The organism is Pseudomonas sp. PS01303, assembly GCF_029959385.1.
GTDB lineage: Bacteria > Pseudomonadota > Gammaproteobacteria > Pseudomonadales > Pseudomonadaceae > Aquipseudomonas > Aquipseudomonas rustica.
This window is the reverse complement of record NZ_JASCPK010000035.1, coordinates 1-12,231: the sequence shown is the minus strand read 5'-3', so window position 1 is coordinate 12,231 and position 12,231 is coordinate 1. Positions and strand designations below refer to the sequence as shown.

Below are 12,231 nucleotides of genomic sequence, written 5' to 3'. Positions count from 1 at the left end.
AGTCGTAGAAAAACCCGCTTCGGCGGGTTTTTTCATTCTGGTGTTTAGCAAATCAGGAGTCAGAAATGAGCCAAGTCACAGTACGTTCCGTGGTCTATCAGATTGACGGCCAGCCTTATGAAGGTCGTCTGGCGTTCGACGCCGAGCACAAAGGCGCGCGTCCGGGTTTGTTGATGGCGCCGAACTGGATGGGCGTCAGCGCGGGCGCGGAAGAAATCGCCAAGTCGGTGGCGGCCAAGGGCTACGTGGTGTTGATTGCTGACGTCTATGGTCAGGCCGTGCGTCCGCAAAACGCTGATCAGGCTGGCGCGGCGATGATGCCGTTGAAGAATGATCGCGCACTGCTGCGTACGCGGATGCAGGCGGCGTTCGAGCAGTTGCAGAAGCAGGGCGAAGCGGCGGTTGATACCTCGAAACTGGCGGTGTTCGGTTTCTGCTTTGGCGGCTGCTGTGCACTGGATCTGGCGCGCACCGGTGCGCCGGTGAAAGCGGCGGTGTCGTTCCATGGCACGCTCGATTCGCCGAACCCGGCGGATGCGCAGAACATCAAGGGCTCGGTGCTGGTGTTGCACGGTGCTTCTGATCCATTGGTGCCGAAAGAGCAATTGCCGGCGTTTGAAGATGAGATGAACGCGGCGAATGTCGATTGGCAGTTGCTCAGCTATGGCGGTGCGGTGCACTCGTTTACTGACCCGCATGCGAACGTGCCGGGCAAGATGATGTACGACGAGAAAACGGCCAAGCGCGCGTTCAAGTCGATGCATGATTTGCTGGATGAAGTGTTCAAAAGCTGAAGCCTGGAAAGCTAAAAGCCCCTCACCCTAACCCTCTCCCGGAGGGAGAGGGGACTGATTGGGGGATGCTTGAGGGTTACGCCGACCTGAAAGGGCTGTGCTGAATCCATAATCGCCAAGATTTTTCAGGTTAATGTATGACGCCAGACACCTCGGTCGGCTCCCTCTCCCTCTGGGAGAGGGCTGGGGTGAGGGTAGCTTTTTAACGCGGTAATTCAATCCGCTCAACTTCCCCCGGCACCGTCGGCCAATCCCCGGCCGCCCATTTACGCCGTGCTTCATCGATCGCCGCCGGATCGCTCGCGACAAAATTCCAGTTGATCCGCCGAGGCCCGTCCAGTGGCGCGCCGCCAAACACCACGGCGTGCACATCACTCTCGGCAAACAGACTCATCTCTTCCCCCGCCGGCAACACCACCAGCGCATGCGGCTCAATCGCTTCGCCGTTCAACTGCGCATCACCACTCAACACATACACCGCCCGCTCTTCATGCTCGGTCGGAATCAGCAGGGTGGTCGCCGTTTGCATCTGCACTTCGGCATATAACGTAGGAGAAAGCACCGGCACCGGTGATTCCAGGCAAAAGCCTGACCCGGCAATCATGCGAATCTGCACGCCAAGGTTATCGCTGACCGGCAACGTCGCCGCTGGGTGATGGCTGTAATGCCCCGGGCCTTGTTCGTGATCCTTGGGCGAGGCTAGCCAGATCTGCAAGCCGTGCATCGTGAAATTATGATCCCACAATGGCTCCGGCGTGCGCTCAACGTGGGCGATCGCGCTGCCGGCGGTCATCCAGCTGACATCGCCGGCGCTGACCACCTGGTCGGAGCCGAGGCTGTCCTTGTGCTGGATCTGCCCCTGGAACAAGTAGGTGAGGGTCGACAGACCGATGTGCGGGTGCTGTCGGATGTTCATGCCTTTGCCCGTGGGGTAAACCGTTTCGAGCATGTGGTCGAAAAACACGAATGGCCCGACGCTGCGGCATTTGGCTGACGGCAACGGGCGCAGAATCGGCTGGCCTTCGACGTCTTCGGCGCGCGGGCGGATGATCAGAGGTTGCGTGTCCATGGTGCGTTCCAGGCTGAGCGGGTGATGCCAGAAGCATAACCCGCCGCTGGCATCAGGAGGGTTACTGGCTGTCGAAGCCTTGTGGTGCGTGGGTTTCGATGGTGACGTCGCTGGTGGTCATCAGCTTGTGAATCGGGCAGCGGTCGGCGACGCGCAGCAGTTCTTCACGTTGAGCATCGGTGAGCACGCCTTTGAGGGTGAGGGTGACGTGCAGGACGTATTTGCCTTTCTGCTCTTCGCTGTTGTCGCGTTTGACGTCGACGCCCACACCGGTCAGCGGGATGTCTTTCTTTTTTGCGTACATTTTCAGGGTCAGGGCTTTGCAGGCGCCCAGCGCGGCGTCGAAATAATCGTGCGGCTCTGGCGCCGTGCCTTCACCGCCGGCAGCTGCCGGGACGTCGGTGAACAATTCCAGATCATCGATTTTTACGGAGTGACGGAAACCTTCGGCAGAGACGGTATTGACGGTGATGGTCATGTGAACCTCGCTATCGGTGGGAAATAGTACTTCGATCAAAAAAGGATCTTGCAGTTATAGAGCATTGTCGCCGCTGAACGTTTCACTTTCCGGCTGGCTGAACCCCGGTGGCTGCGCTGGGGTCTAGTCTGTGCCTACCTGCCGGAGATTACTTGTGTCCTTGTTTCGTTTGAGTCTTGCCAGCCTGTTGCTGATTGCCGGTGCCGCCCATGCGCGGGATTACACCTACAGCGATGCGCACCTGCATTACGTGGATTTTTTCCAGGAAACCGCTGGCATGCCGAAATTGCTGACAGCGATGAAAGACAATTCCGTCGAGCATGTGATGATTTCCGGCATTCCGGTGGCGAAGAAATGGCATGAGGATGAACCGAAACGTCCACGCTATTACGCCGGTGATGACGCCGATGCCTATTGGTACAGCGCCACTGATGTGATCGTCGCCGATGCCGTGCAAAAACTGCCTGCTGAGCAGCGGCCATACTTTCATCCGTTCCTCTCCGGCTTCAATCCGAACGACAAGAACTCCGCCGCGCACATTCAGCGCATGCTCGATCTGTACCCGGGGCTGTGGCAGGGCATTGGCGAAGTGTTTACCCGCCATGATGACCTGACGGCACTGACCTCCGGCGACACCCCGCGCGCCAACAATGAGGCGATGACCAAGATTTATCACTTGGCCGCCGAGAACGATTTGCCGGTGATGTTGCACTCGAACATCACCTCCAAGCGTGAGAAAAATCCGCTTTATCTGTCGGAAGTCGAAGAGCCGCTGCGCAACCATCCGCACACCCGGTTTATCTGGGCGCACGCCGGCACCAGCGCCGAGATTCATCGGCATCAGACACAGATGGATTTCTTGCTGCCAACGCTGACGCGCATGCTGGAGGCCTATCCGAATCTGTACATCGACCTGTCGTGGAGCATGCTCACCCCGTATCTGCTGGATGAGCAAGGCAAGCCGCGCAAAGAGTGGCTGGCGCTGGTCGAGCGCTACCCTGAGCGCTTCATGCTGGGCTCGGACGTCGTAGGTCGATTCAACAAGCTGGGCAAGGAAATGCACAGCTTCAATCCGTTCCTCGACGCATTGCCTACAGAGGTCGCGCATAAAGTCGCGCGGGATAACTTCCTCGCGATCCTGCCGAAAACTTCGCCCAAGTCAGGTATTGATCGCTGAAACGTTATTGCCAAGCGTTCGAAGTATTAAGGCGTTTTGATATCACTATTTCGTCTTACGCAAATTCGCAAAGGGCCGATACCTTCTAAAGCAACCAGCTGCAGGGTTGATGCAGCGCTTTTGGAAGGAACCAGAGCAATGAGTATCCGTAGTCTCAATATTGCCCCGCGCGCTGGCCTGGGTTTTGGCCTGTTGGCGCTGATGGTGTTTGCCCTTGGGGCGTTCGCCCTGCTGCAAATGGCGAACATGCGTGCGCAATCCGACGAGGTCGATAACAACTGGCTGCCCAGTGTGATGGCGGTCGGCGAGATGAGTCAGGACATGTTGCGCCTGCGTGCGCTGACCATGCGCCTGCTGCTCAATCGCGATCCGCAGGCGCTTGAGCAGAACGTCGCCAAGCTCAATGAGCTGCGCGGCGTGCTCAGCGAAGCCCAGCAAACTTATGACGTGCTGATTGTTCTGCCGGAGGAGCGCGCGTTGTTTGATCGCTTCAAGGTCGCCGAACACAAATACCTGGAATATCAGGCGCAGGTGATGCAGCTGTCCGCGCGGAACCGCGTGGAAGAGGCGGCGAGCATTCTCAACGGCCAGATGAGCCCGTTGGCCGATGAAATCGCAGTCACGCTGCGTGAGCTGGTCGAACTGAACAAACACAACGCCAATCTCGCCACCGAGGCCGCTCGGCTGGTGTTCACCAATTCGCGGGTGTGGGTCGGGGTGATGATCGGCATTACCGCGCTGATCACCATCGGTCTCGCGGTGATGCTGACGCGCAGCATCGTGCTGCCGCTGGCGCAATCGCTTGGAGTGGCGGAAGTGGTCGCTGCTGGCGACCTGACCGGCGACATCACTGTCAGCGGCAAGGATGAGCCGGCGCGGCTGCTGCAAGCGTTGCAAAGCATGCAGCACAACTTGCGCGACACGATCCGGCGAATTTCCGAATCCTCCAGCCAACTCGCCTCGGCCTCGGAAGAGCTGAGCTGCGTCACGGAAGACGCTACGCGCGGGTTGCATCAGCAGAGTCTGGAAATCGAACAGGCGGCGACGGCGGTGAATCAGATGACGGCAGCGGTTGAGGAGGTTGCCAGCAATGCGGTGGCGACGTCCGAAGCTTCGCGTGAATCGGATCGCATTGCTCAGCATGGGCGTGAACAGGTGCAGCAGACCGTGTCGTCGATTGAGTTTCTCGCTGAAGACGTGACCAACAATGCCACGCAGGTCGAGAATCTGGCGGACAAGGTGCATGGCATCAGCAAGGTGCTGGACGTGATTCGCTCGATTGCCGAGCAGACCAATTTGCTCGCGCTGAACGCGGCGATTGAAGCAGCGCGGGCCGGTGATGCCGGGCGAGGGTTTGCGGTAGTGGCGGATGAAGTGCGCGCACTGGCGCATCGCACGCAGCAATCGACGCACGAGATCGAGCAGATGATCAGCGGGATTCAGCAGGGCACCGATTCGGCGGTTAATTCGATGCAGCAGAGTAATATCCGGGCGCGTTCGACACTGGGGCTGGCGAAGGCTGCCGGGGTAGCGCTGGAGGAGATTGCCTCGGCGTTTACGCTGATCAACGAACGCAATCTGGTCATCGCCAGTGCGTCGGAGGAGCAGGCGGCGGTGGCGCGGGAGGTGGATCGTAATCTGATGAACATTCGTGATCTGGCGATGCAGACCTCGACGGGGGCGAATCAGACGAGCGCGGCGAGTCAGGAGTTGTCGCGGTTGGCGGTGGATTTGAACAGCATGGTGGCGAAGTTTTCTGTCTGAAATTACCCCTGTAGGAGCTGTCGAGTGAAACGAGGCTGCGATCTTTTGATGTTGATTTTTTAAGATCAGGATCAAAAGATCGCAGCGTGCCGCAGCTCCTACAGAGGCGCAAGTTGCCAGCAAAAAAAAGCCCCGCATCTCGCGGGGCTGTTTCATCGTGCGTCGAATCAGCTGCCTTTAACGGCTTTGCCGTTGACCGTGCCGTCGAGGAGCATGATGTTGTACTCCTTGCCGTCGGTTTCAACCTGTTGCAGGCGAACCAGCAGGTAATCCCAATCCTTGGCGAACCACAGGACGGTGATGCGCTTGCTTTGTGTCGGATCGCGAACGCGCTCGACCTTGATCGCATCGATCTGGCCAGCCTTGGTTTCGACTTTCTCCGAACTCAGCACGCGGAAGTCGTAGGTATCGACCTCGCCATCATCAACCACCTGATAGCTCATGCTTTTCTTGCCGGCAGCCACGTCGTGCTGCAGCGCCAGTTGGTAGGTGGATTTGTCGACCATGCCACGGTTCAGCGGGATCTTCACGGCGTCGCCGCGATCAGTGCCGGTCACCAGTTTATTGGCCCAGTCGAAGTCCAGGTCAGCCTTTTTCGCTTTGCCCAGACCGCCACGTTCGAAGTGGTAGGACTGTGGCAGCAAGGTGTCCTTGTCCAGGGTCAGGGTGCTTTCTTCGCTCAGGCTGGCGATCATCATCGATGCCTTGAAGCTGAGTTTCCAGACGCCGTTGGCTTCCTTGGTCAGGCTGCGCGAGGCGGTGCCGCTCATCGGCAGCTGTTTCCAGTCGGCGGTGTAGCTGGCGGAGAACGGTTGAAGGTCTGCTGCCTGTGCGAAGGGCAGGGCAAACAAGGCGCAAGCGAGAAGCAGGGCGCGACGCATAAAATCTCCTAGTGTCGAATCAAGTGGCCGCTGGCCGCGAGTAACTGGCCATCCAGTAAAGCACCGTCCGTACCGAGGGCCAGCCGGCCTTCAGCAAACCAGCGTATGGCCATCGGGTAGATCAGGTGTTCCTGAACGTGAACCCGCTGCGCCAGACTCTGCGGCGAATCGTGCAACTCTACCGGTATTACTGCCTGTACGACCAGTGGTCCGCCATCGAGTTCCTCGGTGACGAAGTGCACGGAGCAGCCGTGCTCCGTGTCGCCGGCTTCCAGCGCGCGCTGATGAGTGTGTAACCCTTTGTATTTGGGTAGCAGCGACGGATGGATGTTGAGCAGGCGCCCTTGGTAATGGCGAACGAAATCAGCGCTGAGAATGCGCATGAAACCGGCCAGTACCACGAGTTTGGGTTGGAATTCGTCGATCAGTTTGATCAGTGCAGCATCGAAGGCCTCACGACCTTCGAATGCCTTGTGATCCAGCGAGCGGGTAGCGATACCCGCGTCACTGGCGCGTTGCAGGCCGTACGCGTCGGCGCGGTTGGAAATCACCGCAGCGATGCGAACCGGGCTGTCGCCGGCTCGCGTGCTGTCGATCAAAGCCTGCAAGTTACTGCCGGTGCCGGACAACAGCACCACGACATCACAGGGTGCGGACATTAATGAGCCTTAAGGTTCTGCAGATCAACCTGAGCTGCGCCTTCGGCGGCAGCAGCGATCTGACCGATCACCCAAGGCTGCTCGCCAGCGTCACGCAGAGTGTTCAGGGCGACTTCAACGTGCTCCTGAGCCACACAGATGACCATGCCAACGCCGCAGTTCAGCACGCGGTGCATCTCGGTTTCGTCAACGTTGCCTTGCTCTTGCAGCCAGTCGAACACGGCCGGGCGAGTCCAGCTGGCGACGTCAACAACAGCCTGAGCGCCTTTTGGCAGAACGCGCGGGATGTTGTCGAGCAGGCCGCCACCGGTGATGTGGGCCATGGCTTTGACGGCGCCGGTGTCTTTGATCAGCTTGAGCAGCGGCTTCACGTAGATGCGGGTCGGGGCCATCAGCAGGTCGGTCAGCGGTTTGCCGTCGAGCTGGATGTTTTCGATGTCGGCACCGGAGACTTCGATGATCTTGCGGATCAGCGAGTAGCCGTTCGAGTGCGGGCCGGACGATGGCAGCGCGATCAGCGCGTCACCGGTGGCAACTTTCGAACCGTCGATGATTTCAGCTTTTTCCACAACGCCGACGCAGAAGCCGGCCAGGTCGTAGTCTTCGCCTTCGTACATGCCTGGCATTTCAGCGGTTTCGCCGCCAACCAGCGAGCAACCCGACAGTTCGCAGCCAGCGCCGATGCCGGTAACCACTTGGGTCGCGGTCTCGACATTGAGTTTGCCGGTGGCGTAGTAGTCGAGGAAGAACAGTGGCTCAGCGCCGCACACCACCAGGTCGTTGACGCACATGGCGACCAGGTCGATGCCGATGCTGTCGTGCTTGTTCAGGTTCAGCGCCAGACGCAACTTGGTGCCGACGCCGTCGGTGCCGGAAACCAGCACTGGCTGCTTGTAGCCGGCCGGGATTTCGCAGAGGGCGCCGAAACCGCCCAGGCCGCCCATGACTTCCGGGCGCGCAGTGCGCTTGGCGACGCTCTTGATGCGTTCGACCAATGCTTCACCGGCGTCGATGTCTACACCGGCGTCCTTGTAGCTCAGGGAGGGTTGCTTGCTCATGATCCAGGCCTTTAGGGGAGGGGATTCAGGGGTAACGACCGAGTTCAGCGGGAACATCGAAATCGAGGGGGCGAGTGCCTCACGCGAGTTTCGAGGGACCCGGCTGTTGCCGGTCTGCGAAGGCGCGCGATTTTATCAGGCTTGAGGGGCAGCGGCCATCCTCGCACCGACGGGCAGGGCCATTATCTCGGGAAATTTTTTGCAATTAAGGCGTATCACTGCCTGTATAAGGTGTGGCAATTAACCGTCTATCGTTATCACTACGTAAAAACTTACCGCCGCCGTGTGAATGTTTTGCGAAGGTGAAGGGTCACAGCCTTGCTTAACCGGTTCACGCGGCCTGTTCCAGCCGCTCCTGTCGACGGGAATTTTCCATGCTTTTTCGTAAATTGTTGGTTGTGGGTTGTTTGTCTGTGGTCAGCCTGGCGAGTCATGCCGAAAACCTCAAAGGTCTCTATCAAGTCAGTCAGCCGGTCACCAGCCAGGCGCCGGAGGAGCGTGATCGCGCCACTCAGGCCGCACTGGACACGTTGGTGTTGCGCCTGACCGGTGACCCGAAAGCTGCGCAAAATCCCGGGCTGGCGGATATTCGCAAGAATCCGCAGCAGATCATCACTCAGTTCGGCTTCGACGCCGGGCCGCCGGAGGTGCTCAAGGTCAACTTCGATCCGAACGCTACCGGGCAGGCCTTGCGCCGCGCCGGGTTGTCGATGTGGGGCGCCAGTCGGCCGTCGATCCTGAGCTGGTGGTTGAACGAATCAGCGGACGGCACGTATCTGGTGGGTGATGGTCAACCGACTGCCGGGCCGTTGCGTGTGGCGGCTCAGCATCGCGGGTTGCCGCTGCGGTTGCCGTTGGCGGATCTGAGTGAACAACTGGTCGCGACTGCGCCGGCGCTGGAAGGTACGGATCCGGGGCCGTTGCGCGGGGTTTCCGAACGTTACAACGCCGATGGCTTGCTGGCCGTGCATGCGCGCGAAGAAGGCGGGCAGTGGCAGGCGAAATGGCATTTGTGGCTGGGCGATCAGAAAGAGGCCGGCACGGTGCAGGGCGCCGATCAGGCTGCTGTGGCCGATGCGGTGATGCTGGCGGTGGCTGAGCGTCTGGCGCCACGGTTTGTTGCCAAGCCTGGTGCGTCGGGGCAGCAGACTCTGGAAGTGCAGGGCATGAATCTTGAGCATTATGCGGCGCTGTTGCGGTTGCTCGAACCGTTCGGCGTGCGTCTGCAGAGTGTCGATGGCGATCGCATCGTCTATCGGGTCAATGGCAGTGCCGACCAGATGCGCGCGCAGTTGTCGCTGGCGAAGTTGCAGGAATTGCCGGCCGAGGCGCCTGCACCGCTCGCGCCGCCGCCTGCGGTGGCAGGTGCAGCACCGGTCGCGGCTCCGGCCCCGACACCGGCAGCACCGTCGTTACGGTTTCGCTGGTAAGTCTTTCCTTATATAGAAGCAGGAGTGGTTCATGGCCGATACGCGGCGTTGGTTCTGGCTCGGTGGGGTTGTCCTGCTTTGCGCGTTTGTATGGTTGCTGCACCCGATCCTCACACCGTTTCTGGTGGCGCTGCTGCTCGCGTATCTGTTCGATCCACTGGTGGATCGTCTGGAGAAGCTCGGGCTGTCGCGTACATGGGGCGTGATCGCGGTGTTCGCCTTGTTCACCTTGATCGTCACCACGCTGTTGCTGGTGCTGGTACCGATGCTCGCCAAGCAGTTGCTGCGTTTGTACGAACTGGCGCCGCAAATGCTCGACTGGCTGCAACACACGGCGCTGCCGTGGGCACAGGCGAAGCTTGGGCTGTCGGACGGTTTCTGGAAGTTCGACAAGGTCAAAGCGGCCATCAGCGAACACATGGGACAGACCACCGACATCGTCAGTGTGGTGCTGAGTCAGGCCACGGCGTCGAGTCTGGCGTTGATCGGCCTGCTGGCGAATCTGGTGCTGATCCCGGTGGTGAGTTTCTACTTGCTGCGCGACTGGGACGTGATGATGGCCAAGATCCGCAGCCTGCTGCCGCGTGATCGCGAAGAGCGCGTAGTAGCGCTGGCCGGCGAATGCCATGAGGTTCTGGGTGCGTTTGTTCGTGGCCAGTTGCTGGTGATGCTGGCGCTGGGCGTGATCTATGCGGCGGGCCTGATGATCGTCGGTCTGGAGCTGGGGCTGTTGATCGGCCTGATCGCGGGTCTGGCGGCGATCGTGCCTTATATGGGCTTCGTGATTGGTATCGGTGCGGCGCTGATTGCCGGGTTGTTCCAGTTTGGTGGCGATTTGTACCCGATGGTCGGCATCGTCGCAGTGTTCATGGTCGGTCAGGCACTGGAAGGTATGGTGCTGACGCCATTGCTGGTCGGCGACCGCATCGGCCTGCACCCGGTGGCGGTGATCTTCGCGATTCTGGCCGGTGGCGAGCTGTTTGGTTTTACCGGTGTGCTGCTGGCGCTGCCCGTGGCAGCGGTGATCATGGTCTTGGTGCGCCATATGCACGATTTGTATAAAGACTCTGATATGTACAGCGGAGTGGATGAGCCGGAGTTGTAATCACGACGGACAGCCCGGCGGTGCGCCGGGTTGGCCCGTGTCATGCAGGTGATTGCGTCAGAGAAACTGTCATAAAACCAGTGTGTTAACGCAAACCTTTGATTTTGCTTGGGGTCTGCTGCATTGTGCGCTCCGCCTCACGGGTATAAACTTCGCAAACTTTACACAGAGGCCACTAACGGTTCCTTGAGAACTGTTCAGTCAGCATGAAACCGATTCAGCTGCCCCTAGGTGTGCGTCTGCGTGACGACGCCACCTTTATCAACTACTACCCAGGCGCCAATGCCGCTGCACTCGGCTATGTCGAGCGCCTATGCGAAGCCGACGCCGGCTGGACCGAAAGCCTGATTTATCTCTGGGGCAAGCACGGGGTAGGGCGTACGCATCTGTTGCAGGCTGCGTGCTTGCGTTTTGAGCAGATGGGCGAACCGGCGGTGTACCTGCCATTGGCCGAGTTGATGGATCGCGGTGTGGAAATCCTCGACAACCTTGAACAGTACGAACTGGTTTGCCTGGATGATTTGCAGGTGATTGCCGGCAAGGCTGATTGGGAAGAGGCGATGTTTCACCTGTTCAACCGCTTGCGTGACAGCGGTCGACGGTTGTTGATTGCGGCGGCGACCTCGCCACGTGAATTGCCGGTCAAACTGGCCGACCTCAAATCGCGCCTGACCCTGGCGCTGATTTTCCAGATGCGTCCTCTCTCCGATGAAGACAAATTACGTGCCCTGCAATTGCGCGCATCGCGTCGCGGTCTGCACCTGACCGATGAAGTCGGGCATTTCATTTTGACTCGCGGTACCCGCAGCATGAGCGCGTTGTTTGATTTGCTCGAACAGCTCGATCAGGCTTCGCTGCAAGCTCAGCGCAAGCTGACAATTCCCTTCCTTAAAGAAACTCTCGGTTGGTAGCCAGCCCTGTGTCTGTGCGGCTTTGAGCACGTTTCGGCATATTTCAGGCGTCAGAAAAAGCGCTTTCCTGCACCGGGTGCAGGCCGCGTAACGAGTGAAATGGGCTTAAGCGCTTAGATGTAAACGAGAAACCGAGAAGTCACAAAAAGATCGATTGAATTTGCAAATGAGGTTGATAGCGGGCATAGTCTCGGCTTCTTTACAACTATCAGCCACGGTCGTGCCCATGCTAAAGCGCTTCGCACCCCTCGTGCCTCTCGCACTCGTCACCCTGTTGTACGGTTGCGCTGCTCATTCTCCAGTCCAAGAGCAGCCTCAACAGGTTAAAAATTCTTCCACTGCTCAGTCTTCCGTTATTTATCAGGAAGAGCTGGCTACCGAAAAAGAACTCGCAGACTTCAGCGGCAGCAAGCCGTATGAATTGCCGGTTCTGGCCGACAGCATTCTCGAACGCGGCATGTCCCTGATCGGTACCCGTTACCGTTTCGGCGGTACCTCTGAAGCCGGTTTCGACTGCAGCGGTTTCATCGGTTACCTGTTCCGCGAAGAAGCCGGCATGAACCTGCCGCGCTCCACCCGCGAAATGATCAACGTAGACGCACCACTGGTCTCGCGTAGCGATCTGGAACCGGGCGATCTGCTGTTCTTCGCCACCAATGGTCGTCGCGGTCGTGTCAGTCACGCCGGGATCTACCTGGGCGACAACCAGTTCATTCACTCCAGCAGTCGTCGTAGCGGCGGTGTTCGCATCGACAACCTCGGTGACAGCTACTGGAGCAAGACCTTTATCGAAGCCAAGCGTGCACTCGCCATGGCCCCGACCGTGGTCACCGCTCGCAAGTAATTCCCCCGTTGTCGCGGGGGGGGCCGCGCCCAAAACGGTGCCCGGCAGGGGGGAGACCAAA

Annotated in this window: 12 protein-coding genes; 7 read left to right on the top strand and 5 right to left on the bottom strand. The window is 59.2% G+C overall.

The annotated features are described in order from the left end of the window. Nucleotides 1-65 precede the first annotated feature (65 nt). Entirely contained in the window at nt 66-794 is a 729-nt protein-coding gene (locus QMX93_RS12740) for a dienelactone hydrolase family protein (RefSeq protein WP_282356368.1), read from the top strand. A gap of 202 nt (nt 795-996) precedes the next feature. Here the strand turns inward: QMX93_RS12740 and QMX93_RS12735 are convergent, their stop codons facing one another. Both QMX93_RS12735 and QMX93_RS12730 read right to left on the bottom strand, forming a co-directional pair. Then, nucleotides 997-1,863: a pirin family protein gene (locus tag QMX93_RS12735; RefSeq protein ID WP_282356365.1), complete on the bottom strand. Its 867-nt coding sequence runs from the start codon at nt 1,861-1,863 to the stop codon at nt 997-999. A 61-nt stretch (nt 1,864-1,924) separates the two neighbouring features. After that, complete coding sequence (locus tag QMX93_RS12730; protein WP_053118518.1) at nt 1,925-2,341, bottom strand: OsmC family protein; 417 nt, start codon at nt 2,339-2,341, stop codon at nt 1,925-1,927. Nucleotides 2,342-2,495: 154 nt separating this feature from the next. Between QMX93_RS12730 and QMX93_RS12725 the strand changes: the two genes are divergently transcribed. Together QMX93_RS12725 and QMX93_RS12720 are read left to right on the top strand one after the other, a co-directional pair. Then, on the top strand, nt 2,496-3,518 hold the full coding sequence (locus tag QMX93_RS12725; protein ID WP_212544261.1) for an amidohydrolase family protein: 1,023 nt from the start codon (nt 2,496-2,498) through the stop codon (nt 3,516-3,518). A 138-nt stretch (nt 3,519-3,656) separates the two neighbouring features. Continuing rightward, the gene (locus tag QMX93_RS12720; RefSeq protein WP_282356360.1) at nt 3,657-5,282 is read left to right on the top strand and encodes a methyl-accepting chemotaxis protein; all 1,626 of its coding nucleotides are present in this window, start codon (nt 3,657-3,659) and stop codon (nt 5,280-5,282) included. A gap of 167 nt (nt 5,283-5,449) precedes the next feature. Here QMX93_RS12720 and QMX93_RS12715 read toward each other — a convergent pair whose 3' ends face one another. The 3 genes from QMX93_RS12715 to purM are packed head-to-tail and all read right to left on the bottom strand — an operon-like array spanning nt 5,450 to nt 7,880. Further along, nucleotides 5,450-6,163 carry a DUF3108 domain-containing protein gene (locus tag QMX93_RS12715; protein ID WP_282356357.1) on the bottom strand — a complete coding sequence of 238 codons (714 nt, stop codon included), beginning with the start codon at nt 6,161-6,163 and terminating at the stop codon, nt 5,450-5,452. An 8-nt stretch (nt 6,164-6,171) separates the two neighbouring features. After that, the gene (gene purN, locus QMX93_RS12710) at nt 6,172-6,822 is read right to left on the bottom strand and encodes a phosphoribosylglycinamide formyltransferase (protein WP_053118526.1); all 651 of its coding nucleotides are present in this window, start codon (nt 6,820-6,822) and stop codon (nt 6,172-6,174) included. Further along, complete coding sequence (gene purM, locus QMX93_RS12705) at nt 6,822-7,880, bottom strand: phosphoribosylformylglycinamidine cyclo-ligase (RefSeq protein WP_053118528.1); 1,059 nt, start codon at nt 7,878-7,880, stop codon at nt 6,822-6,824. The genes purN and purM overlap by 1 nt, the downstream gene beginning before the upstream one ends. Before the next feature lie 374 nt (nt 7,881-8,254). Here purM and QMX93_RS12700 point away from each other — a divergent pair, with 374 nt between their 5' ends. From QMX93_RS12700 to QMX93_RS12685, 4 genes are all read left to right on the top strand, one after another. Next, on the top strand, nt 8,255-9,310 hold the full coding sequence (locus QMX93_RS12700) for a DUF2066 domain-containing protein (protein ID WP_282356350.1): 1,056 nt from the start codon (nt 8,255-8,257) through the stop codon (nt 9,308-9,310). Nucleotides 9,311-9,341: 31 nt separating this feature from the next. Then, nucleotides 9,342-10,415: an AI-2E family transporter gene (locus QMX93_RS12695; protein WP_053118532.1), complete on the top strand. Its 1,074-nt coding sequence runs from the start codon at nt 9,342-9,344 to the stop codon at nt 10,413-10,415. Nucleotides 10,416-10,621: 206 nt separating this feature from the next. Continuing rightward, entirely contained in the window at nt 10,622-11,326 is a 705-nt protein-coding gene (gene hda, locus QMX93_RS12690) for a DnaA regulatory inactivator Hda (RefSeq protein ID WP_034156234.1), read from the top strand. Nucleotides 11,327-11,552: 226 nt separating this feature from the next. Beyond that, complete coding sequence (locus tag QMX93_RS12685; RefSeq protein ID WP_053118534.1) at nt 11,553-12,170, top strand: NlpC/P60 family protein; 618 nt, start codon at nt 11,553-11,555, stop codon at nt 12,168-12,170. The last annotated feature ends 61 nt before the right edge of the window (nt 12,171-12,231 follow it).